This window comes from Verrucosispora sp. WMMA2044, assembly GCF_027497155.1.
Lineage (GTDB): Bacteria > Actinomycetota > Actinomycetes > Mycobacteriales > Micromonosporaceae > Micromonospora > Micromonospora palythoicola.
In genome coordinates this window covers 1,161,878-1,183,480 of sequence record NZ_CP114913.1, presented here as the reverse complement: position 1 = coordinate 1,183,480, position 21,603 = coordinate 1,161,878, and the positions used below count along the sequence as shown (strand labels likewise).

Here is a 21,603-nt window from a genome sequence, read left to right as displayed (position 1 = left end):
GCCACGGACATCCGGCCCGTGGATGGTGCTGTCGTGGATCAGAAGAACGCGCGTGTGGTGGGGCGGCGTCCGGCCACCCTGGGTCCCGCCGAGGCGGCCGGACGCCGCGGCTCAGGCGACGAGACCGTCGATCGCCGGCTGGTGCGCCAGGCCGAGTGCCGCCTCCACCACGGTCACGAACTCCTCGGCGGCGCGGAGCAGGTCGTCGGCCTCTCGGGCGGTCACCACCCGGGGTATGCCGGCCTCGGCGGCGGCCCGTTTGCCGGCACCGAGGGCGAAGTAGCCGGCCCATTCGTCGAGCTCGGGGGCGACGTTGGCGAGCAGGACCCAGACGCTGGTGATCCGGTGGCGTCGGGTGGGTGCGGGACGGGCGCGGGCGGCGAGCACCGCCGCGGCGGCGCGCAGGGCCGCGAGATGGGCGGCGGCGTACCGGAGGCCGTCGGGGCCGGTCCGGGCGGCCTCGGCGAGCCCCTGCCGGGCCACCGCGAGCAACTGGACGGGAGTACGGTGCGGCAGCACGTTCGCGGGCACCGTCGGTGCCTGAGCCGGACTGGTCGGCATGGTCTCCTCCAGATGAGCCGGGGCGGGCAGGTGCACGACGGGTCGGATCCGTCGACGCGGTAGCCCGCGGCGGTCGGTGCGGAGGAAGACGCACCAGGTGGGTGGCCGGCCGGGTGCGGAGCTTCCCCACACCACACCCGGCCGGCGTACCGGCGGGTCCGTCGTCCGCCGCCCGGGGGTCGGTGGGCGGCGGACGACGGTCCTGCCTGACGGGCCCGGACTCGCGACTGCCCGGGGCCCAGGTGCGGTCCGCGGCACCGCACCTGTCGGAGGCCGGTGCCGCGAAACACCCGCCCCCGAGAGGGTTGGAACGAACGTTCGAGGCAATCGAACACTCGTTCTAACTACTGCTGACAGTACACCCTCCCCCCGACGAAAACGCAACGCACGACGCACCCCAACTTGGCCGGTGGCGCGGGCGCACCGCGTACCGGGAAGAATGGCGGCATGCAGTCACACCCGAACGTCCGGGCGGTGCAGGGCGCTCTCGACGCCGCGAACGCCCGGAACGGCTCCGACGCGCCCGCCACGGTCCGCCTGCTGCCCGACGCCGTGCACACCGCCGCGGCCGCCGCCGAGGCGCTCGGCGTCGACGTCGGCGCCATCGCCAACTCGCTCGTCTTCGACGCCGACGGCACCCCGCTGCTGGTGCTCACCTCCGGCGCGCACCGGGTGGACACCGCCGCGCTGGCCACCCGGCTCGCCGTCACCCGGCTGCGCCGGGCCACCCCACAGTTCGTCAAGGAACACACCGGACAGGTGATCGGCGGGGTCGCCCCGGTGGGTCACCCGCAGCCGCTGCGCACGCTCGTCGACACCGCCCTGGACAAGTACGACGAGATCTGGGCCGCCGGCGGCGTACCGCAGGCGGTCTTCCCCACCACGTACGCCGAACTGCTCCGGGTCACCGGCGGGACCCCGACCGACGTGGCGTGAACGAGCGAAGCGAGCGAACCATCAGGCACAGCACAGTGGTGCCTCGCGCCGGCGGCGAGCGCGGCGAGGTGGCGGCGTGAGGCACCCGGAGAGCGTCCCCGAGCTGGTCACCCTGCACGTGTGGCGGATCGCGCCGACCGCCGTGGGCCGGGCGCTGACCCGGATGGCGGTCGACCCGCGCCGGCTGCGGGCCCTGCCCGGCGTACGGTTCGGCAAGCTGCTCGGCACCGGGACCGGCACCGGCTTCGGACCCGGCGACGCGGACCTGACCCGCTGGGCGGCGTTGACGGTCTGGGACTCCCCCGCCGCGGCCGCCCGGTTCGCCGACTCGCCGGTGGCGCGGGCCTGGTCCGGTCTCGCCCGCGCGGGCGTCCGGCTCGACCTGCGGCCACTGACCAGTCGGGGTGAATGGTCCGGCCGGCGGCCGTTCGGTGAGCCCGCCGGCGGCCGGGTCACCGGCCCGGTGCTGGCGCTGACCCGGGCCCGGCTGCGCCCGACCCGGGCACTCACGTTCTGGCGGGCGGTCCCGCCGGTGGCCGCGGCCCTGCACGCCGCGCCGGGGCTGCTGGCCCGCTTCGGCGTCGGCGAGGCGCCGCTGGGCTGGCAGGGCACGGTGAGCGTGTGGCGTGACGCGGCGGATCTCGTGGCGTTCGCGTACCGTCACCCGGAGCACCGGGCCGCGATCACCCGGACGGAGACCCAGCGGTGGTACGCGGAGGAACTCTTCGCCCGATTCGAGGTGCGGGACGTGGTCGGCGACCGGACGGTACTGGGGTGGGTCACCGACGACGGTGACCCGGCGAAGGGTGAACGGGCATGAGGTTGGTGCGGTGGACGCCGGACGATCTCCTCCGGCGGCTGGACGACGTGGTGGCCGTCTACGGCGAGGCGATGGGTTACCGCGCCGACCTGCTGGAGGCCCGCCGCGGCTACATCGCCACCCACGTACGTCGACCCGGCTTCCGCGCCGTGGCCAGCCTCACCAGCTCCGGTCACCTGGCCGGATTCGGGTACGGCTACGTCGGCGCAGCCGGTCAGTGGTGGCACGACCAGGTCTGGCGGGCACTGGACCAGCCCACCCGGCGGCGCTGGCTGGCCGACTGCTTCGAGGTGGTCGAGCTGCACGTGCGGCCAGCGGCCCAGGGGCACGGGCTGGGCGCCGGGCAACTGCGCGCCCTGCTCACCATGACCGAGAACGCCACCACCCTGCTGTCCACTCCGGAGGCCGACGAACAGACCTCGCGCGCCTGGCGGCTGTACCGCCGGTTCGGTTTCGTCGACGTGCTGCGCGACTTCCGTTTCCCCGGCGACGAGCGCCCGTTCGGGGTACTCGGGCGGGATCTGCCGCTGCCCGTGCCGGGATCGACACCACCGCCGTCGGTGCCGACCCCACCACCGGTCCGCTCATGACCGCACGCTCGTCGGCCCGCGGCTACGCCTGGACGCTGTTGGCCCTGCTGGTACTGGCGCAGATCTGCTACCCGCTGACCGGCGGGGTCACCCGGGCCCGGCTGACCGTGGCCACGGTCGTGCTCGGCTACCTGCTCTCGGTGGGGCACGCCCTGGCCACCCGGGGGCCACGGACGGCGGTGGCGCTGGTCGCGGTGGCCACCGGCGGCGGGTTCGCCATCGAGGCGCTCGGCGTGGCCACCGGCTTCCCGTTCGGCAGCTACGACTACTCCGGCCAGCTCGGCCCGAAGCTGGCCGGCGTACCGCTGATCATCCCGCTGGCCTGGACCTGGATGGCCTGGCCGGCCTGGTTGGCGGCCACCCGGCTCACCGGCGGGTCGACCGGTCGGTGGCGTTGGCCGGGCCGGATCGCGTTGGCCACCGTCGGGTTGGCCGCCTGGGACCTCTTCCTCGATCCGCAGATGGTGGCCGAGGGGCACTGGGTGTGGCGGGACGCCACGCCGGCCCTGCCCGGGCTGCCCGGCATCCCGATCAGCAACTACCTGGGCTGGCTGCTGTTCGCGGTGCTGATGATGACCGCGCTGCGTCCGCTCGCCGGGCCCACCGTGGCCACCACCGACGCCAGCGACCATCCGATGTACGCGCTCTACCTGTGGACGTACGGCTCCAGTGTGCTCGCCCACGCCGTCTTCCTCGACCTGCCCGCCTCGGCGGTGTGGGGTGCGGTCGGCATGGCGGTGGTCGCCGTACCGCTGGCCGTCACCCTGCTGCGGGCCCGACGGACCCACGACCGGGACACCGGTTCGCCACGCTCCCCGGTCGACGTGGCGGCATGACCGTCGCGCTGGTCCTGTTGCTCGGCGTCACCGTGCTGACCGCGCACACCGTGGTCAACGCCGGCCGTTGGCTGCGCCGGCCGGCCGACCGGCCGGTGGAGGTCACCGAGCCGGTGGCGGTGCTGCTGCCGCTACGCGACGAGGCCGACCGGGTGACCCCGTGCCTGCGTGCCCTGCTCGCCCAGCGGGGAGTGCCCGGGCTGCGTGTCGTGGTGCTCGACGACGGCTCGGGCGACGGCACCGCCGAGGTGGTCCGCGCGGTCGTCGCCGACGACCCCCGGGTCACCCTGCTGACCGGGGTGAACCCCCCGCCGGGCTGGCTGGGCAAGCCGCACGCCTGCTGGCAGCTGGCCACCCGGGTCGAGGAGCCGGTCACCGCACTGGTCTTCGTGGACGCCGACGTGGTGCTCGAACCGTACGCCGTGGCGGTGGCGGTCACCGAACTGCGCGCCGCCGGGGCGACGCTGCTGTCGCCGTACCCACGGATCGTGGTGCGGACGATGGCCGACCGGCTGGTGCAGCCGCTGTTGCAGTGGCTGTGGCTGACCTTCCTGCCGCTGCGGGCGATGGAGCGTTCGCCACGGCCGTCGCTGGCCGCGGCCGGCGGACAGTTCCTGGTCGTGGACCGGGCCGGTTACCTGCGGGCCGGTGGGCACGCGGCAGTCGCCGACCGGGTGCTGGAGGACATCGAGCTGGCCCGGGCGGTGAAGCGGGCCGGCGGCCGGATCGCCCTCGCCGACGGTTCCCGGCTGGCCAGCTGCCGGATGTACGAGGACTGGCCGCAGCTGCGCGACGGCTACACCAAGTCGCTGTGGGCCTCGTTCGGGCACCCGGGTGCCGCGGCCGTGGTGCTGACCGTGCTGCTGGCGCTCTACACCGCACCACCGCTGGTGGCCGGCGCGGCGCTGCTCGCCGGTGCGCCGACGGTGGCCGGGATCGCCGTCGGCGCGTACCTGGCGGGGGTGGCCGGGCGGGTGGTCAGCGCCCGGGCCACCGGCGGCCGTGCCTGGCCCGACGCGCTGGGCCATCCCGTGTCGGTCGCGGTCCTCGGTTGGCTGACCCTGCGGTCGTACCATCTGCGCAAGCGGCGACGTCTGTCCTGGCGTGGCCGTCCGGTCGGATAGGGCCCGGGAGGACGCGGCATGGCGCGGATCGTGGTGATCGGTGCCGGGGTGGGTGGGTTGGCCACCGCGGCTCGGCTGGCCGTCACCGGGCACCAGGTGACCGTTCTCGAACGCGCCGAGGAGGTGGGCGGCAAACTCGGCCGGCACCGCCGGGACACCCCCGAGGGCGCGTTCCACTTCGACACCGGCCCCAGCCTGCTGACCCTGCCCGAGGTCTTCCAGGAGCTGTTCGAGGCGACCGGGGCGAAACTCGACGAGTATCTCGACCTGGTGCCGCTGGACCCGATCGTGCGGCACGTCTTTTCCGGTGGCGGCCCGGTGCTCGACTCCTGCGCCGACCCGGCCGAGTTCACCGCCCGGATCGGCGCGGCCCTCGGCGACCGGGCCGCCGCCGACTGGCAGCGGTTGTGGCGGCGCGCCGCCCGGGTGTGGCGGGCCTCGGAACGCGACATCCTGCGCCGCCGCGTCGACTCGCCCCGCGACCTGGCCCGGCTCGCCTGGCGGTTGGGCGACCTGGCCGCGATCCGACCCGGCCAGAGCCTGCGCGGGCTGGGTCGCACCCTGATCTCCGACCCGCGACTGCGGATGCTGCTGGACCGGTACGCCACCTACACCGGTGCCGACCCGCGCCGGGCACCCGCGGCACTGGTCGCGGTTCCCTACGCGGAGCTGGCCTTCGGCGGCTGGTATCTGCGCGGCGGCCTGGGCACCCTCGCCGACGCGCTGCTGTCCCGCTGCCTGGACCTGGGGGTGGTGGTGCGCACCGGCACCACGGTCACCCGGATCGACGCGGTGGGCGGTCGGGTGCACGGGGTACGCGTCGCCGGTTCGACCACCCCGATCCCCGCCGACGTGGTGGTGGCCAACGTCGACGCGCTCAACGTCTACCGTGACCTGCTGCCCGACGCGCGCCGGCTGGCCGGGCTCACCGACCGCAGCCTGGCCGGATTCGTGCTGCTGCTCGGCGTACGCGGCGACTCCGGACTGGCCCACCACAACGTCTTCTTCCCCACCGACTACGACGCCGAGTTCGACGCGGTCTTCGGTGACCCGGGACGGGGGGTACGGGCCCGCCCGGCCGTCGACCCGACGGTCTTCGTCACCGTGGCGAACGATCCGGCGGTCCGTCCGGCCGGGCACGAGGCGTGGTTCGTGCTGGTCAACGCCGCCCGTCAGGGCACCGCGTCGGGGGCGATCGACTGGCGCCGGCCGGGGCTGGCCCAGGCGTACGCCGACCGGATCCTGGACGCGCTGGCCGAACGCGGCGTGGACGTACGCGACCGGCTGGTGTTCCGCGACGTGCGTACCCCCGCCGATCTGGCCACCGCCACCGGCGCACCGGGCGGCACCATCTACGGCACCGCCGGTGGCCTGCTCCGGCCGGCGAACCGGGGACCGGCCCGGGGCCTGTGGCTGGTCGGCGGCTCCAGCCATCCCGGCGGTGGCCTGCCGATGGTGACCCTGTCCGCGCAGATCGTCGCCGACGCGATCGGCCCCGCCTGGTAGCTCAGCCGGCGTCGATGAGTGCCCGGCGCACGGCGGAGAGCAGCTGTCCCAGCCCGAAGGCCGCGAGCAGCACCCACACCGCGGTCGCCATCGTGATGGTGCCCGCGGCCAGGTCCACCTCGACCAGCCCGCTCAGGCCGGCCAGCAGCAGCCCCGCCACGGCCACGCAGACCCGGGTGGGCCGTTCCCCCACGGTGACCGCGCCGATCTCCCGCATGCCGGCGGCGACCGCGCGGGCCCGGACGTACTCGTGCAGCCAGGAGAGCGCACCGCCCGCGGCGACCAACGCTCCCGGCGCGCCGACCAGCCAGAACGCCACCAGCCACGCGGCCTCGCCGATCCGGTCGGCGAGCGAGTCGTAGACGTAGCCGAGCCGGGTGGTGCGGCCGGTGGCCACGGCGACCGCACCGTCGACGCTGTCGGCCACCGAGGCGAGCAGCACGAACAGCGCCCCCAGGAACGGCCCGTCGCCGGGCCGGACCGCGAGCAGTGGTACGCAGAGGCAGAGCAGCACCCCGACCACCGTGACCGCGGTCGGGCCGACCCGTAGCCGGCCCAGCAGGAACCCCACGTGGTAGGAGAAGCGCAGCCAGCCACGCACCACCGGAGTGGCGGCCCGGGGATCGAACCCGCCGTGCAGCCGGGCCCACGCCGTGGCGTACTCGTTCCAGTTCAGCTGTCTGCCCACCACGGTTCAACCGTCGCGACAGCGCCGAGGTGTCGCGCGCCGGGTGTCACGTCGCGGCGCCCACCCGCAGGTTCTGCCAGATCTCCCGGGTCGCGGTGGACCGGTTGAAGGTGATGAAGTGGATCCCCGGGACTCCCTCGTCGAGCAGCCGGCGACACATCTCGCTGGTCTGCTCGATGCCGAGCCGGCGGACCGCCTCCGGATCGTCGGCGACCCGCTCGAACCGCGCGGCGAGCGCCGGCGGGAAGGGCGCCCCGGACAGCTGCACGGAACGCTCGATGGTGCCGATCCGGGTCACCGGCATCACCCCGGCCAGGATCGGGGTGTCACAGCCGGCGGCGGCCACCCGGTCACGCAGCCGAAGGTATTCGTCGGCGTCGAAGAACATCTGGGTGATCGCGAAGTCCGCGCCGGCCCGGCACTTACGGATGAAGTAGTCGGTGTCGGTGTCGATGTCCGGCGAGCGCGGATGCCGGTAGGGGAAGGCGGCGACGCCGACGCTGAAGTCGCCGGAGTGCCGGACCAGGCGGACGAGATCCTCGGCGTAATGCACACCGTCGGGGTGCGGGATCCATTCGCCGGTGGGGTCGCCTGGCGGGTCGCCGCGAACCACCAGCACGTTGCGCACCCCGACGCCGGCCAGCCGGCCGATCACGTGCCGCAACTCGGCGACGGAGTGGTTGACCGCGGTCAGGTGGGCCATCGGCAGCAGGGTGGTCTCGGTGGCGATCCGTTCGGTGACCGCGACCGTGGTGTCCCGGGTGGAGCCGCCGGCACCGTAGGTGATCGAGACGAAGGAGGGGCGCAACGGCTCCAGCTCGCGGATGGCCTGCCACAACTGTCGCTCGCCCTGCTCCGTCTTCGGGGGCATGAACTCGAAGGAGAAGGTCGGCTGGCAGTCGCGGACCAGCTCCCCGATCGCCGGTTGCGAATTCGGGAGGACGGAGGGAAGACCGAGCGCCACGCACCGACTGTAGCGGGCCGGGCCGAACACTCCTACCGGCTTCCCAGCGGTGGAGACGGCGGCTGCGCGTGGGCGCGGGCGTCCCCGTGCGGCCGGCGCGGAAAATGTCGCACCGCCGGACTACCCTTCCGACCTGCGCGGGGTGTGGTCGAGAGCCCACCCGGGGGCCGCGCGGGGGTCAGCAGCAGACAGTGCGTACCGGCACCGCCCCGATCGGGTGGGGTCGGGCCGTCGCCCCGCCGACCCGCCGGAGGATCAATGTCCCCGCCCCCGCTCACCCCTGCTCGGCCCGCCCTCGGCCCGCTGGTGGCCCGGTCACGGCGCGCCCGAGGGTGGAGCCAGTCCCGGCTCGCCGCCGAACTCTGCGCCGCCGCCGGAGTGTGCACGCTCAGCCGGCACGAGATCTCCCGCTGGGAGCGAGGGGTGCGCGTGCCGGGACGCTTCTGGCGCGGCTGGCTGGTCCGGATCCTCGCGGTGCCGGGGGGCGCACCCGGGCCCGGCGGATCGCCACGCCCGGCACGGCGCAGCCCCGGACCGGCCGGGCCGCGACCAGCGACGAACACGACGCGCCGGAGGACGGGTGGGTCGTCGCGGTGCACCTCGACCCACTAGCGTCGGGACGTGACCCATGCTGCTCCCGTCTCTCCCGTCGACCGTGCCAGCCTGCGCCAGCGGGTCGACAAGGCGCTGTCGGACTTCCTCGCCGGGCGTCGCGCCTGGATGACCGACGTCGACGACGCCCTGGTGCCGGTCGCCGAAGCGATCGAGGCGTTCGTGCTGGGTGGCGGCAAGCGGCTGCGACCGGCCTTCGCCTACTGGGGCTACCGGGGTGCCGGTGGGGTGGACACCGACCCGGTGGTGACCGCCCTCGCCGCGCTCGAGTTCGTGCAGGCCAGCGCACTGATCCACGACGACCTGATGGACCGCTCGGACACCCGACGCGGTGAGCCCGCCGTGCACCGGCGGTTCGCCACCCGGCACCGCCACGCCGGCTGGGGCGGCGACCCGGACGGCTTCGGTGACGCCGCGGCGATCCTGCTCGGCGACCTGTGCCTGGTCTGGTCCGACGAACTGCTGCACTCCGCCGGGCTCGACCCCCGGACGGTGGCCCGGGCCCGGCCGGACTTCGACGAGATGCGCACCGAGGTCACCATCGGGCAGTACCTCGACGTGCTGACCCAGGCCACCGGCGACACCTCGCTGGAACGGGCCGGCAAGGTGGCCAGGTACAAGTCGGCCAAGTACACCGTGGAACGGCCACTGCTGATCGGCGCGGCGCTGGCCGACGCCCCCGCCGACGTACGCATCGCCTACTCGGCGTACGGCCTGCCCTTGGGTGAGGCTTTTCAGCTGCGCGACGACGTGCTGGGTGTCTTCGGTGACCCGGCGCAGACCGGCAAACCGGCCGGCGACGACCTGCGCGAGGGCAAGCGGACCTACCTGGTGGCGGCGGCCCTGGAGGTGGCCGACGACGCCGGCCGCACGCTGCTGCTCGGTGGCCTCGGCGACGAGGACCTGGACGCCACCGGGGTGGCCCGGCTGCGGGAACTGATCGTCGACACCGGCGCGCTGGCCCGTACCGAGCAGCGCATCGTCACGCTCACCGACGCGGCGCTCGCCGCGCTCACCGCCGTCGACCTGGACACCGAGGCCCGGCAGGCCCTGGTGGACCTGGCCATCGCCGCCACCCGCCGCGCCGACTGACCCACCCGGGGTGGCTCAGCGCTCCCGAGCCCGCAGCCCGCAGCCCGCAGCCCGCAGCCCGCAGGAGCCTGGCGGCCGGTGAGTCAGAAGCCCAGGGCCTGAGCCCGGCGCTTGACCTCACGGGCCTGGTCACCACCGAGGGCGGTCGCGGGGGTGCCACCGGCCAACGTGCCGTCGGGCTCGTAGAGCCAGCGCAGCGCGGCCTCGTCGTCGTAACCGGCGTCGGCCAGCAGGGTGAGCACACCCGGCAGGTGTTTGAGCACGGTCCGGTTCGCCACCAGGTCGGCCGGGATTTGGCGGACACCGTCACGGCGCACCGCGATCAGTTCCCGGTCCCGGATCATCTGGTGCACCTTGCTGATCGACAGGTCGAGCCGCTCGGCGACGTCCGGCAGGGTCAGCCAGCCCGCCGCGTCGGCGGGACCGGCCAGGGGCACGCCGCCCTCGGCGGGTACGGATTCGGTCACGCGCACCACCCTGCCACGCCACCCCCCGTACCCGGTCAACGACCTCCCGGCGACCACCCTGAGCTGGGGCAACCATCACCCTGTGCGCGCGTCGGACCCGCTAGGGGGTGGCTGCCGGTAGCATCCGGTTCAACCTTCGTCCCTCCGACACATAGACTGCCTGCCGATGGACACACAGGTCGCCGACACGTTGCTGGGCTCGCTGATCGACGGGCGCTACCGCATCCGCGGTCGCGTGGCCCGTGGCGGCATGGCGACCGTGTACACCGCCACCGACGAGCGCCTCGAACGCACCGTCGCAGTCAAGATCATTCACTCCACCCAGGGATCCCCCGGGCAGTCGGGTCGACCCAGCTTCGTCGACCGGTTCACCGACGAGGCGAAGACGATCGCCCGGCTCACCCACCCGAACGTGGTGGCGGTCTACGACCAGGGCACCCACGCCGGGCGGCCGTACCTGGTCATGGAGTACGTCCGCGGCCGTACCCTGCGCGAGGTGCTGGCCGAGCGGCGCCGACTCAACCCGGACGAGGCGCTGGCCATCACCGAGCAGATGCTCGCGGCCATCGGCGCCGCCCACCGGGCCGGCCTGGTGCACCGCGACGTGAAACCGGAGAACGTGCTGGTCGCCGAGGCGCCCAGCGGCGGTCCGGCCAACCTCGTCGACAGTGTGGTCAAGGTGACCGACTTCGGGCTGGCCCGGGCCGTCGAGGCGAGCACCGACCACGACAGCGGAAACCAGCTGATGGCCACCGTGGCGTACGTCGCTCCGGAACTGGTCACCGACGGCCGGGCCGACGCCCGCACCGACGTCTATTCGACGGGCATCGTGTTGTTCGAGATGCTCACCGGCCGGGTGCCGTACGACGGCGACCGGCCGATCGACATCGCCTGGCAGCACGTCGACCGCGACGTTCCCGCACCGTCGACGCTGGTGCCCAGCCTGCCGAGGGTGCTCGACGATCTGGTCGCCCGCGCCACCCGTCGTGACCCGGCGGCCCGCCCGGGCGACGCCGGCACGCTGCTGGCCGAGGTGCAGGTGGCCCGGGACGGGCTCGGCAGTCCGAACAGCCACACCGCCCGGATCGCCCCGGTGACCGACGGCCCGGCGGTGTCGCAGCCGACGATGATGGTCGCGCCGGTACGTCCGCCCGAGCGACCGACCTGGGCCCGCCTGCCGGAAGGCGGCTCACCCGCTCGTGGTCGACGCCGGGCGACGCCGGGCGGTGGCGACGATCTGTGGGCCCGACTGGCCGGGCTCGGCGCCCGGCTGACCGGCCAGGGCGGCGGACGTCTCGGCGTGGCGGCCGTGGTCGTGGTGCTCGGGTTGGTGGCCGCGCTCGGCGGCTGGTGGTTCGGCGTCGGCCGGTACACCACGGCGCCGCAGCTGGTCAGCATGAGCAAGGCGGAGGCGGAGGCACAGGCCACCCAGGCCGGCTTCGAGGTGGTCTACGCCGACCCGCGGTACGACGACCAGATCCCCCGCGACGGGGTGCTGGGACAGGATCCCGCCGCGTCCGCCCGGATCCTCAAGGGCGGCACCATCACCCTCACCCTGTCGCTCGGGCCGGAACGCTTCGAGTTGCCGGACGTGGTCGGCAAGGAGTTCGACCTGGCCGAGGCCGACCTGGTCAGCGCCCAACTCGAGGTGGTCAAGGGCACCGCCCGGTACGACGACAGCCTGCCCGAGGGCATCGTGGTGGCCACCGACCCGAAGGCGGGCGAGGAGGTCAAGCCGGGCGACGAGATCACCCTGATCCTCAGTAAGGGCCGGGCCCCGATCACCGTGCCGAACCTGGTGGGCAAGAACCTCAACGACGCCCGTAACCAGATCGCGCAGCTCGGCCTGGTGCTGGTGGAGCCGACGCGCAAGGAGTCCGACAAGCCGCGTGACGAGGTGATCGGCCAGAGCCCGGCCGCCGGTGGCGGCGTGGAGAAGGGTGCCCAGATCCGGCTGGAGGTAAGCGAGGGGCCCCCGCTGGTGACCGTGCCGCGCGTCGTCGACCTGCCCTGCCAGCAGGCCAAGCAGGTGCTGGAGAGCCAGGGCTTCCCGGTGGCGGTGCAGTTCAACCCGAACGCCGTCACCCGGTTCCAGAACCCGAACGAGAACGCCCAGGTCGCCCCGGGTACCCAGATCACCATCGGGTGCTTCTGATGCCGGCACCGGATCCCGGGCACCGGCCGATCGGTTCGCACACGCCCACCTCGGGTGGGCTGGCCAGGGCGGCACTGCCGTACGTCGACGCGGCCGGCTCCGAGGTGGCGCAGGTCTACGTCGGCAACTCCCGGGGCTGGGCGATGCCGGCCGGCGATCCGACGCAGGACGCGCTGTTCCGCGACGGCTGCGCCGAACGCGGCGTCGCCGTCTACATCCACGCCTCGTTGCTGGTCAACCTCGGCTCACCGACCGCGGCAACTGTCGAGCGGTCGGCCCAGAGCCTGGCGCACGCGCTACGCCGAGGTGCCGCGATCGGCGCACGTGGGGTGGTCTTCCACGCCGGCAGTGCGGTGGACGCCGGGCACGCCGAAGCGGCCATGCGGCAGGTACGCGAGTCGCTGCTGCCGCTGCTCGACTCGACCGCCGACGCGGGCGGCCCGATGCTGCTGGTCGAGCCGAGCGCCGGCGGTGGCCGGTCACTGGCCTGCCGGGTGGAGCAGCTCGGGCCGTACCTCGACGCGGTGGATCGGCATCCGCAACTCGGAGTCTGTTTCGACACCTGCCACGCCTGGGCCGCCGGGCACGACCTGGCCGTCGAGGGCGGGATGACCGCCACGCTGGACGCCCTGGTGACCGCCGTCGGGGCGGACCGGCTCCGGCTGGTGCACGCGAACGACTCCAAGGACCTGTGCGGTTCCACCCGGGACCGGCACGAGAACATCGGCAAGGGCATGATCGGCGAACCCGCCTTCGCCGAGCTGATGCGTCATCCCGTCACCGCCGGCGTCCCGATCGTCGTCGAGACCCCCACCGAACGCCACGAGGGCCACGCCACCGACATAACCACCCTCCGCCGCCTCCTCCCCTCCCCCTGATGCCCACCCCCGCGCCCCGTTGATCATGAGGTTGGCGGCACTAGCGGAGATCGAGATCGCCGCTAACCTCATGATCAACGGAGGTGGCGGGTAGGGGCGGGAGGCGGGGTTAGCGGCGGAGGATGTGGGTGAGGGTGGTGGCGGCCTGGTCGATCTGGGTGTCGGTGACGTCCAGGTGGGTGACCAGGCGGGCAGTGCGGGGACCGAGCACCGAGATCAGTACGCCCTCGGCGCGGGCGGCGGCGGCCAGCGTGGGCGCGTCCAGCGGGGCCTTCGTCAGGTCCAGCGGAACGATGTTGGTGCGTACCGTGGTGGCCAGCACCCCGAACGGGGCGATCGCCTCCGCCAGCCGAGCCGCCTTCGCGTGGTCGTCCGCCAGCCGGTCGATGTGGTGGGCCAGCGCGTACCGGCCGGCGGCGGCCAGGATGCCGGCCTGGCGCATCCCACCGCCCATCCGCTTGCGGATCACCCGGCCCCGCCCGATCCGGTCGGCGGAGCCGACGACAAGTGAACCCACCGGCGCGCCGAGCCCCTTGGACAGGCAGACCGACAGGGTGTCGAACAACGCGCCGTAGCTGGCCAGGGGCACCCCGTCGGCGACGTGGGCGTGCCAGATCCGAGCACCGTCGCAGTGCAGCGCCAGCTGCCCGGCGTCGGCGATCCGACGCAGCTCACGCAGCGTGTCCAGGGGAATCACCCCGCCGCCGCCGCGGTTGTGGGTCTGCTCCACCGCGATCGCCCGGGTGGGCACCGCCCAGTAGCCGTCCGGACGCACCATGGCGGCCACCACATCCGCGTCGAGCTCGGCGCCCACCGGCGGCCAGGTCCGCGAGGTGACGCCACCGTACGCGGCGGCGGCTCCCATCTCGTACGTGACCACGTGCGCGTCGGCGTCGCAGAGCAGCTCCGCGCCGGGCGACACCAGCAGTTGCAGGGCGATCTGGTTGGCCATCGACCCGCTCGGGCAGAACAACGCCGCCTCGTGCCCGAACATCGCGGCGACCTCGGCCTCCAGGGCGTTGACCGTCCGGTCCTCGCCGTAGACGTCGTCACCCACCTCGGCACCGGCCATCGCCTGCCGCATCGCGGCGGTGGGCCGGGTCACCGTGTCCGACCGCAGATCGATCAGATCAGCCACTGTCGTCCCTCCGGCCGCCGACTGCGGGGCTCGCAAGCTCAGCCACGGAGCATCTCCGCGACGAGGAAGGCCAGCTCCAGTGACTGTTGGGTGTTCAGGCGGGGGTCGCAGGCGGTCTCGTAGCGGTCGGGCAGGTCGAGGTCGGCGATGCCCTGGGCACCGCCGAGGCACTCGGTGACGTCCTCGCCGGTCAGCTCGACGTGCAGACCGCCCGGGTGGGTGTCCAGGCCACGGTGCACCTCGAAGTAGCCGAGCACCTCGTCGACGATCCGGTCGAAGTGGCGCGTCTTGTAGCCGTTCGACGACTCGTGGGTGTTGCCGTGCATCGGGTCGCACTGCCACACCACCTTGGCGCCGGCGGCGCTCACCTTGGCCACGATCGGCGGCAGCGCGTCCCGGACCTTGTGGTTGCCCATCCGGCTGATCAGGGTGAGCCGGCCGGGGACGTTGTCCGGGTTCAGTTTCTCGCAGAGCTCGATCGCCTCGTCCGGAGTGGTGGTCGGGCCGAGCTTGACCCCGATCGGGTTGGCGATGCGGGAGATGAAGTCGATGTGCGCGCCGTCGATCTGCCGGGTGCGCTCACCGATCCACAGGAAGTGCCCGGAGAGCCCGTACGGCCGGCCACCGGAGACCCGGGTCAACGCCCGGTCGTACTCCAGCGCGAGCGCCTCGTGCGAGCAGTACAGGGTGACCGTACGCAACGCCTCGTCGTCGGTCATCCCGCAGGCGCGGATGAACGCCAGGGCCCGGTCGATCTCCCGGGCGATCGCCTCGTACCGCTCACCGGCCGGGGAGTTGCGCACGAAACCCTTGTTCCAGTCGTGCACCGCGTGCAGGTCGGCCAGCCCGCCGGCCAGGTAGGCCCGCAACATGTTCATGGCGGCGGCCGAGTTCGCGTACGCCCTGATCATGCGCTGCGGGTCGGCGACCCGCGCCTCCGGCGTGGTCTCCAGCGAGTTGATCATGTCGCCGCGGTAGGCCGGCAGGCCCCGCGCGTCGGTCGGCAGCGACCGGGGCTTGGTGTACTGCCCGGCCACCCGGGCCACCTTCACCACCGGCAACGACGCGCCGTAGGTCAGCACGATCGCCATCTGCAACAGGGTGCGGGCGTTGGCCAGCAGGTGGCTCTCGGTGTTGTCCGCGAACGTCTCCGCGCAGTCACCGCCCTGGAGCAGGAACGCCTTGCCCTCACAGACCAGCGCCAGGCGCTGGCGCAACTGATCGACCTCGTACGGGGCGACCACCGACGGCACGGTGTCGAGCACCTTGCAGACCTCGGCGACCTGGGCCGCGTCCGGCCAGGGTGGGGTCTGGGCGCGCGGCAGCTCCCGCCAGCGGTCCAGGCCGAAAGCCTCGTCCTCGGCGGAGTCGATGGTCGGGCGGCTGGTCTGCAGCACCGGGCTGCCCACGGCGGGATGACTCAACTGATGCCACTCATGGCGCATGGTATTCAGCGTACGGCGACCAGCCGGGTGGGCGACCGGCGAGGGGCCGGGTTCCGGCAGATGGACGACCCTCGACGGTGGCGCAGGTCAGGGCGTGGGTGCCGGGGCGGGACTGTGCCCGCCGGGCCGTTCGTCCGAGATGCACCAGTCGAGCCCGTCGCGGGTGACGGTGAACAGCAGCGGACGGGTGGCCTTCTTCTTGCCGACGGTCACCGTGACCGCGGTGCTGACCTCCTGCCCGGACGGGCCGGGCCGGATGTCGGTGATCTCGGACTTCGACACCTCGAAGTGGTCGGCGAAGTCGCCGTTCGGCTCGGTGGCGGCGCCATCGAACGCCTCGTGCAGCACCGCGCAGAGCTGACTACGACCGGCCGCCACGTCCTTGGCCGCCATCGCGTCCAGGTACGCCTGGACCCGCTCGCGGGACTTCAGCATGGCCTCCTCGGCCGGCGCCCGTCCGGGTTGCTCCGCCTCGGGCTCACCGCCGACGAAACCACAGCCGACCAGTGCGAACGGCAGGCTGGCCAGCAGCGCGGCGGTGCCCGCAGCACGTCGGTACGTGGCCCGCATCGTCACCTCCCTCGATGGCGGACATCGAGACACGGTCGAGCGGCGAGTCTGTCACACCGCCGTCCGGGCATCGGGATCGACCCCGGACACGCCGGACGGGGAGGGGCCGGTGCGGGGCCCCTCCCCGTCGTGTGGGTGGTGCGTCGACCGTCGGCTCAGCCGAGGCCGCCCTTGATGGCGCTGATCAGCTCACCGTTGGTGGTGTCACCGGAGAGCTCCCAGAAGAAGGCGCCACCGAGGCCCTGGTTCCTGGCGTACGTCATCTTGCCGCCGATGGTCGACGGGGTGTCGTAGCTCCACCAGTTGCTGCCGCACTTGGCGTATGCCGTGCCGCCGACGGTGCCGGTGGCCGGGCAGGTGTTCTTGAGCACCTTGTAGTCCTCGATGCCCTGCTCGTAGGTGCCCGGCGCCGGCCCGGTCGCGGTGCCGCCCGGCGTGGACTGGGTGACCCCGGTCCAGCCCCGGCCGTAGAAGCCGATGCCGAGCAGCAGCTTGTTGGCCGGGATGCCCTTGCTCTTGAGCTTCTGGATCGCCGCGTCGGACCAGAAGCCCTGCTGCGGAATGCCGGAGTACGAGTACAGCGGCGAGTGCGGAGCGGTGGGGCCCTGCGGGGCGAAGGCGCCGAAGTAGTCGTACGTCATCGGCATGATCCAGTTGAGGTGGGTGGCGGCACCGGCGTAGTCGGTCGCGTCGATCTTGCCGCCGTTGCTGCCGTCGGCGGTGATCGCGGCGGTGACCAGGTTGTTCGAGCCGAACCGGGCACGCAGTGCGCTCGCCACGTTCTTGAACGCGTTCGGGCCGCTGGCGTCACAGGTCAGACCGCAGGCGTTGGGGTACTCCCAGTCGATGTCGATGCCGTCGAAGACGTCCGCCCAGCGCGGGTCCTCGACCAGGTTGTAGCAGCTCTCGGCGAAGGCGGTCGGGTTCTGCGCGGCCTGGGTGAAGCCGCCGGACCAGGTCCAGCCACCGAACGACCAGATCACCTTGAGGTGCGGGTACATCTTCTTGAGCTTGCGCAGCTGGTTGAAGCTGCCGCGCAGCGGCTGGTCCCAGGTGTCGGCGACGCCGTCCACGCTGTCCGCGGCGGTGTACGCCTTCTCGTAGTCGGCGTAGCTGTCGCCGATGGTGCACCGGCCGCCGGTGGTGTTGCCGAAGGCGTACAGGATGTGGGTCAGCTTCGACGCCGAGCCGCTGGTGTGGATGTTCCGCACGTGGTAGTTGCGGGCGTAGACGCCCCACTGGGCGAAGTAGCCGACCACCTTCTGCGCGCCCGGGTTCGGCGGCGTGGTGGTCGGGGGCGGGGTGGTCGGCGGGGCGGTCGTCGGCGGCGTGGTCGTGGGTGGGGTCGTGGTGGGCGGTGCGGTGGTGGTCGGCGGCGTGCTGCCGCCGCCGCACGACGCGCCGTTGATCGTGCAGTTCAGCGGCGCCCGGTACGCGCCGGTGCCGTTGTAACCCCAGCTGAAGGAGGCGCCCGGGGCCAGCGCACCGGCCCAGCTCTTCTTGACCGCCACATAGCGGTTGCCGTTGCGGGTGACGTCGGCGTCCCAGGAGCTGCTGATGCTGGTGCCCGAGGGCAGCTCGAACTCGATACGCCAGGTGCTGACGCTGGCGTTCGACCCGTTGGTGATGGTGACCCGCGTTTCGTGCCCCGTTCCCCATTCCGACACCCGGGTGAACGAGGTGGTCACGCTTCCGGCGCCGAACGCCGAGGCCATCGGGACCGTGGCGACGGTCACCGCGACCACGGCGCCGACCCAGAGGGCCCGGCGAAGCGATCTCTTCATGTGGCGTCTCCAAACAGTTAGGAAACTTTCCAAAAGGATGAGGAGACGCTACTCACACGCCACCACTTCGTCAAGATGTCCATGTATCGATTGCCCCGGACGGCCAGATCGACGTCACCGCCGGCCGAGGGTCGGATACCACTCGGTAACCTCACCCCACCCGCCGCGCCCGCGAGCACCGGCGCGGCGGTAGCCTCCGGGCATGACCGTCTTCGACATTCCGATCGGCGCACTCGCCGGCGGCCCGGCCGACCTCGCCCAGTACCGTGGACGCGCCCTGCTGATCGTCAACGTCGCCTCCCGCTGCGGCCTCACCCCGCAGTACGCGGGCCTTCAGGCCCTGCAGGACGAGTACGCCGACCGCGGGCTGACCGTGCTCGGCGTGCCGTGCAACCAGTTCGCCGGCCAGGAACCGGGCAACGCGGCGGAGATCAGCGAGTTCTGCCAGGTCAACTACGGGGTGACGTTCCCGATCACGGAGAAGGTCGACGTCAACGGCCCCGACCGTCACCCCCTGTACGCGGCCCTGGTGGACACCGCCGACGCCGACGGGCACGCCGGTGACGTCCGCTGGAACTTCGAGAAGTTCCTCGTCGCGCCCGACGGCTCCGTCGCCGCCCGCTTCGCCCCCACCGTCACCCCCGACGACCCCACCCTCCGCACCACCATCGACAAGAACCTCCCCGCGTAACCAGCTGCCGCCTCGTCGATCATGCAGTTGTGGTCGTTCTTTCGGGGCTTTCGCACCCTTATGGACCGACCCGAACTGCATGATCGACGAAGAGGGCGGGGAGAGTGCGGGGCGGAGTAGGTTCGGGATGGGTCAACGCGGTGGAGGGGTCAGCATGGCGACGGTGGGCGTGCTGCGCGCCGCGCTCGCGGACGCCGGCTGGCCCGGCCGCGGTCCGGCACCTGCCGGCGAGCTGCCGTTCGACTCAGTGCGACCCGGTGCCGGCGCGCCGGGCCCGCCACTCGGGTGCCAGCACCGACCAGATCTCCAGGTCGACGCGGCCCCGCGGTCCCGGCAACGTCTCCCGCAGGACACCGTCGCGGCGCATGCCCAACCGACGGGCCACCGCGATGCTGCGCACGTTGCCGGCGTTGGTACGCCACTCGACGCGGTGCAGCCCGCGCTCGACGAGCACCCAGTCGATGAGCCGTTCCACCGCCCGGGTCACCAGCCCTCGCCCCTCGGCGGCCGGTTCCAGCCAGCAGCCCGCCTCGCACACCCCGGACGCCGCGTTGAGCGACACCAGCAGCACCCCGCCGACCAGGGTGCCGCCCGACCAGATACCCCAGATGCCGCCGTCGTCGCGGGCCCAGCGGTCGGCGTAACGCTGAAGCACGTGCCGCGCCCCGTCGAGGTCGGTGGCCACGAAGGACGGCGACACCCACGGCGCGATGTGCTCCCGGGCCCGGTCCAGATTGCCCAGGAACTCCTCGGCGTGCCACGGGTTCAGCGGCCGCAGTTCGGCGTCCTCACCCAACGCTGTGGCGAACATCAGACTCCTCCGTCCCGCCGCATCGCGGCCATCGACGTGGGACGGAAGCCCAGCTCCCGGTAGAGCGGCTCGCCCTCCGGGCTGGCCTTCAGCTCCACCGTGCGTACGCCGCGCTCGGCGAACCAGTCGAGTAGCGCGCCCAGGCAGACCCGCGAGAAACCCCGACGACGGTACGCCGGATCGGTCGCCACGTTGAAGACGTACCCGGACCGGCCGCTCGGATCCGCCGGCCCGCCGAGCCGCAGGTCGACCACCCCGACCGCACAGGCGGCAAGCGTCCCGGGTCGGCCCGGCGCGTCGACCACGTAGGCGGCGAGGTCGGCCTCCGGATCCGGCAGCTGCCGCCGGAGCGTACGCAGGGCGGTGTGCTGCCATTCGCCGGGCTCCGGCGGCGCGCCGTCCAGCGCACCCAACATGACCGCCCGCAGCCGGACCAGTTCCCGGGCGTCGTCCACACTCGCCCGCCGCACTCCACTCACCGGCAGAGACTAGCCGCCCTCGCGTCTCGGCCCCGACCGGCGTCTCCCCTGCCGCCCGCTACCGGCCGAGGCTCCGCACGCCTGAGGATCGTCGACGAGGAGGGCCAGGCCCGCATGGCGGAGTGGAAGGTACCCGGCAGCGATCGGGTCGGCACGACGGCAAGTGCTGCGGGTACCGGCCGACGGCAGGGTCAGATCGGGCGGCGGCCGGCGAAGCCGCAGTCGGCGCGGTGGTACCAGCGCACGTCGGTGTCCCCCTCCAGCCAGCACCAGAGCACCTGTCGCCCCTCGCGCTCGCCCGGGAAGTCGAGCAGCACCGGTGCCACGCTCTTGACCTCGATGCCGTGCTGCTGGATCTCGTCGAGGACCGCGTACAGCCGGGCCTCCAGGCCCTTGACCTCTGCCCGACCACCGAGCGCGCTGAGCCCGTGGCCGGCCAGGTCGGCCTGCAACTCGGCCAGATCTGCCCGGACCCGGATCAGTTCCTCGATCCGGGGATGCAGGGTTGCCACCAGGTGCCGGGCCTGGGCGAGAGTGAACACCGCGCCAGTATGCGCCACCCGGTTGATCATGAGGTTGGCGGCAGTCCAGCGCAACTACTGCCGCCAACCTGATGATCAACGCCAGAGAGGGTTGGTCAGTCGGCTTGGGTGGCCAGTTCGCGGGCGCGGTCGCGGGCGGCTTCCAGGGCGGCCAGCAGGGCGGCGCGGACACCGTGGTTCTCCAGTTCGCGGATCGCCGAGATGGTGGTGCCGGCGGGTGAGGTGACCGCCTCGCGCAGCTTGACCGGGTGCTCGCCGGAGTCGCGCAGCATCACCGCCGAGCCGATCGCGGTCTGCACGATCAGGTCGTGCGCCACCTGGCGGGGCAGGCCGAGCAGGATGCCGGCGTCGGTCATCGCCTCGACCAGCAGGTAGAAGTAGGCCGGGCCGGAACCGGACAGGGCGGTCACCGCGTCCTGCTGGGTCTCGGGTACCCGGATCGTGGCGCCCAGTGGCTTGAACATCTCCTCGGCCAGCGCCAGGTGCTCACCGGTGGCGTGCGCGCCGGCCGAGATCGCGGTCATCGCCTGGTCCACCAGCGCCGGGGTGTTGGTCATCACCCGTACCACGGGGGTGCCCTCGGGCAACCGGCGGCTGAAGAAGCTGCTCGGCAGGCCGGCGCAGAGCGAGACCAGCAGCTTGCCGGCTGGCACCTTGGGGCCGATCTCGTCCAGCAGCGCGGCGGCGTCCTGCGGTTTCACCGCGACGGCCAGCACCTCGGCCTCGTCCACGGCGGTGAGGTTGTCCACCACCCGTACGCCGTAGCGGGCGGCCAGTTCCTCGGCGCGGGCCGGGCGGCGGGCGGTGGCCAGCAGCCGGTCCGCCGGCCAGCCGGACCGCAGCAGCCCGGAGAGCACCAGCTCACCGATCTTGCCCGCACCGATCACCGCGACGGTGTGCACCTCGGCTGACAC

Annotated in this window: 22 protein-coding genes; 10 read left to right on the top strand and 12 right to left on the bottom strand. The window is 73.0% G+C overall.

The window, feature by feature from the left end; genetic code table 11:
- Positions 1-111: 111 nt before the first annotated feature.
- The gene (locus tag O3597_RS05470) at positions 112-561 is read right to left on the bottom strand and encodes an SAV_6107 family HEPN domain-containing protein (RefSeq protein WP_164449204.1); all 450 of its coding nucleotides are present in this window, start codon (positions 559-561) and stop codon (positions 112-114) included.
- A gap of 447 nt (positions 562-1,008) precedes the next feature.
- Here O3597_RS05470 and O3597_RS05465 point away from each other — a divergent pair, with 447 nt between their 5' ends.
- From O3597_RS05465 to crtI, 6 genes are all read left to right on the top strand, one after another.
- Positions 1,009-1,497 (top strand): YbaK/EbsC family protein, encoded by a 489-nt coding sequence (locus O3597_RS05465; RefSeq protein WP_164449205.1) that lies wholly within the window; start codon positions 1,009-1,011, stop codon positions 1,495-1,497.
- Between the two features lie 76 nt (positions 1,498-1,573).
- Positions 1,574-2,317 (top strand): monooxygenase, encoded by a 744-nt coding sequence (locus tag O3597_RS05460; protein WP_281603414.1) that lies wholly within the window; start codon positions 1,574-1,576, stop codon positions 2,315-2,317.
- On the top strand, positions 2,314-2,907 hold the full coding sequence (locus O3597_RS05455; RefSeq protein WP_164449206.1) for a GNAT family N-acetyltransferase: 594 nt from the start codon (positions 2,314-2,316) through the stop codon (positions 2,905-2,907). The genes O3597_RS05460 and O3597_RS05455 overlap by 4 nt, the downstream gene beginning before the upstream one ends.
- Entirely contained in the window at positions 2,904-3,743 is an 840-nt protein-coding gene (locus tag O3597_RS05450) for a carotenoid biosynthesis protein (protein WP_281603413.1), read from the top strand. The genes O3597_RS05455 and O3597_RS05450 overlap by 4 nt, the downstream gene beginning before the upstream one ends.
- Positions 3,740-4,867 (top strand): glycosyltransferase family A protein, encoded by a 1,128-nt coding sequence (locus O3597_RS05445; RefSeq protein ID WP_281603412.1) that lies wholly within the window; start codon positions 3,740-3,742, stop codon positions 4,865-4,867. Before O3597_RS05450 ends, O3597_RS05445 begins: the two co-directional genes overlap by 4 nt.
- An 18-nt stretch (positions 4,868-4,885) precedes the next feature.
- Positions 4,886-6,373, top strand: coding sequence for a phytoene desaturase family protein (gene crtI / locus O3597_RS05440; protein ID WP_281603411.1), 1,488 nt, complete (start codon positions 4,886-4,888; stop codon positions 6,371-6,373).
- 1 nt (position 6,374) lies between these two features.
- On the opposite strand, the gene O3597_RS05435 is transcribed toward crtI, so the two are convergent.
- Together O3597_RS05435 and metF are read right to left on the bottom strand one after the other, a co-directional pair.
- Complete coding sequence (locus O3597_RS05435; RefSeq protein ID WP_164449209.1) at positions 6,375-7,064, bottom strand: CDP-alcohol phosphatidyltransferase family protein; 690 nt, start codon at positions 7,062-7,064, stop codon at positions 6,375-6,377.
- 43 nt (positions 7,065-7,107) lie between these two features.
- Entirely contained in the window at positions 7,108-8,025 is a 918-nt protein-coding gene (metF, locus tag O3597_RS05430; protein ID WP_281603410.1) for a methylenetetrahydrofolate reductase [NAD(P)H], read from the bottom strand.
- Positions 8,026-8,646: 621 nt separating this feature from the next.
- Here metF and O3597_RS05425 point away from each other — a divergent pair.
- Entirely contained in the window at positions 8,647-9,729 is a 1,083-nt protein-coding gene (locus tag O3597_RS05425; protein ID WP_164449211.1) for a polyprenyl synthetase family protein, read from the top strand.
- Between the two features lie 83 nt (positions 9,730-9,812).
- Here the strand turns inward: O3597_RS05425 and O3597_RS05420 are convergent, their stop codons facing one another.
- Complete coding sequence (locus O3597_RS05420; RefSeq protein ID WP_164449212.1) at positions 9,813-10,196, bottom strand: Rv2175c family DNA-binding protein; 384 nt, start codon at positions 10,194-10,196, stop codon at positions 9,813-9,815.
- Positions 10,197-10,362: 166 nt separating this feature from the next.
- Between O3597_RS05420 and pknB the strand changes: the two genes are divergently transcribed.
- Entirely contained in the window at positions 10,363-12,351 is a 1,989-nt protein-coding gene (gene pknB / locus O3597_RS05415) for a Stk1 family PASTA domain-containing Ser/Thr kinase (RefSeq protein WP_164449213.1), read from the top strand.
- Positions 12,351-13,229 (top strand): deoxyribonuclease IV, encoded by an 879-nt coding sequence (locus O3597_RS05410; protein ID WP_281603409.1) that lies wholly within the window; start codon positions 12,351-12,353, stop codon positions 13,227-13,229. Before pknB ends, O3597_RS05410 begins: the two co-directional genes overlap by 1 nt.
- Positions 13,230-13,338: 109 nt before the next feature.
- Here O3597_RS05410 and O3597_RS05405 read toward each other — a convergent pair whose 3' ends face one another.
- The 4 genes from O3597_RS05405 to O3597_RS05390 all read right to left on the bottom strand — a co-directional run bounded on the left by O3597_RS05405 (position 13,339) and on the right by O3597_RS05390 (position 18,166).
- Complete coding sequence (locus O3597_RS05405) at positions 13,339-14,367, bottom strand: GntG family PLP-dependent aldolase (protein WP_281603408.1); 1,029 nt, start codon at positions 14,365-14,367, stop codon at positions 13,339-13,341.
- Between the two features lie 38 nt (positions 14,368-14,405).
- On the bottom strand, positions 14,406-15,812 hold the full coding sequence (locus O3597_RS05400; protein ID WP_164449216.1) for a 3-deoxy-7-phosphoheptulonate synthase class II: 1,407 nt from the start codon (positions 15,810-15,812) through the stop codon (positions 14,406-14,408).
- An 87-nt stretch (positions 15,813-15,899) separates the two neighbouring features.
- Positions 15,900-16,382 (bottom strand): hypothetical protein, encoded by a 483-nt coding sequence (locus tag O3597_RS05395; RefSeq protein ID WP_281603407.1) that lies wholly within the window; start codon positions 16,380-16,382, stop codon positions 15,900-15,902.
- A gap of 155 nt (positions 16,383-16,537) precedes the next feature.
- Positions 16,538-18,166 carry a glycosyl hydrolase family 18 protein gene (locus tag O3597_RS05390; RefSeq protein WP_281603406.1) on the bottom strand — a complete coding sequence of 543 codons (1,629 nt, stop codon included), beginning with the start codon at positions 18,164-18,166 and terminating at the stop codon, positions 16,538-16,540.
- 202 nt (positions 18,167-18,368) lie between these two features.
- Between O3597_RS05390 and O3597_RS05385 the strand changes: the two genes are divergently transcribed.
- Positions 18,369-18,857, top strand: coding sequence for a glutathione peroxidase (locus O3597_RS05385; RefSeq protein ID WP_164449218.1), 489 nt, complete (start codon positions 18,369-18,371; stop codon positions 18,855-18,857).
- A 244-nt stretch (positions 18,858-19,101) separates the two neighbouring features.
- Here the strand turns inward: O3597_RS05385 and O3597_RS05380 are convergent, their stop codons facing one another.
- From O3597_RS05380 to proC, 4 genes are all read right to left on the bottom strand, one after another.
- A complete protein-coding gene (locus O3597_RS05380; protein WP_164449219.1) occupies positions 19,102-19,668 on the bottom strand; it encodes a GNAT family protein in 567 nt (188 codons plus the stop codon).
- Positions 19,668-20,147 carry a GNAT family N-acetyltransferase gene (locus O3597_RS05375; RefSeq protein ID WP_281603405.1) on the bottom strand — a complete coding sequence of 160 codons (480 nt, stop codon included), beginning with the start codon at positions 20,145-20,147 and terminating at the stop codon, positions 19,668-19,670. Before O3597_RS05375 ends, O3597_RS05380 begins: the two co-directional genes overlap by 1 nt.
- Before the next feature lie 191 nt (positions 20,148-20,338).
- Positions 20,339-20,719, bottom strand: coding sequence for a DUF2203 domain-containing protein (locus tag O3597_RS05370; RefSeq protein WP_166459029.1), 381 nt, complete (start codon positions 20,717-20,719; stop codon positions 20,339-20,341).
- 65 nt (positions 20,720-20,784) lie between these two features.
- Complete coding sequence (proC, locus tag O3597_RS05365; RefSeq protein ID WP_164449221.1) at positions 20,785-21,603, bottom strand: pyrroline-5-carboxylate reductase; 819 nt, start codon at positions 21,601-21,603, stop codon at positions 20,785-20,787.

What these genes read in the sequence shown, in the direction of transcription:
- O3597_RS05390 (WP_281603406.1), bottom strand. Translation starts at nt 18,166, where the DNA reads ATGAAGAGATCGCTTCGCCGGGCCCTCTGGGTCGGCGCCGTGGTCGCG.
- O3597_RS05380 (WP_164449219.1), bottom strand. Translation starts at nt 19,668, where the DNA reads ATGTTCGCCACAGCGTTGGGTGAGGACGCCGAACTGCGGCCGCTGAAC.
- O3597_RS05455 (WP_164449206.1), top strand. Translation starts at nt 2,314, where the DNA reads ATGAGGTTGGTGCGGTGGACGCCGGACGATCTCCTCCGGCGGCTGGAC.
- O3597_RS05385 (WP_164449218.1), top strand. Translation starts at nt 18,369, where the DNA reads ATGACCGTCTTCGACATTCCGATCGGCGCACTCGCCGGCGGCCCGGCC.
- O3597_RS05370 (WP_166459029.1), bottom strand. Translation starts at nt 20,719, where the DNA reads ATGATCAACCGGGTGGCGCATACTGGCGCGGTGTTCACTCTCGCCCAG.
- O3597_RS05465 (WP_164449205.1), top strand. Translation starts at nt 1,009, where the DNA reads ATGCAGTCACACCCGAACGTCCGGGCGGTGCAGGGCGCTCTCGACGCC.
- O3597_RS05470 (WP_164449204.1), bottom strand. Translation starts at nt 561, where the DNA reads ATGCCGACCAGTCCGGCTCAGGCACCGACGGTGCCCGCGAACGTGCTG.
- O3597_RS05400 (WP_164449216.1), bottom strand. Translation starts at nt 15,812, where the DNA reads ATGCGCCATGAGTGGCATCAGTTGAGTCATCCCGCCGTGGGCAGCCCG.
- O3597_RS05410 (WP_281603409.1), top strand. Translation starts at nt 12,351, where the DNA reads ATGCCGGCACCGGATCCCGGGCACCGGCCGATCGGTTCGCACACGCCC.
- O3597_RS05445 (WP_281603412.1), top strand. Translation starts at nt 3,740, where the DNA reads ATGACCGTCGCGCTGGTCCTGTTGCTCGGCGTCACCGTGCTGACCGCG.
- pknB (WP_164449213.1), top strand. Translation starts at nt 10,363, where the DNA reads ATGGACACACAGGTCGCCGACACGTTGCTGGGCTCGCTGATCGACGGG.
- crtI (WP_281603411.1), top strand. Translation starts at nt 4,886, where the DNA reads ATGGCGCGGATCGTGGTGATCGGTGCCGGGGTGGGTGGGTTGGCCACC.
- O3597_RS05395 (WP_281603407.1), bottom strand. Translation starts at nt 16,382, where the DNA reads ATGCGGGCCACGTACCGACGTGCTGCGGGCACCGCCGCGCTGCTGGCC.
- O3597_RS05450 (WP_281603413.1), top strand. Translation starts at nt 2,904, where the DNA reads ATGACCGCACGCTCGTCGGCCCGCGGCTACGCCTGGACGCTGTTGGCC.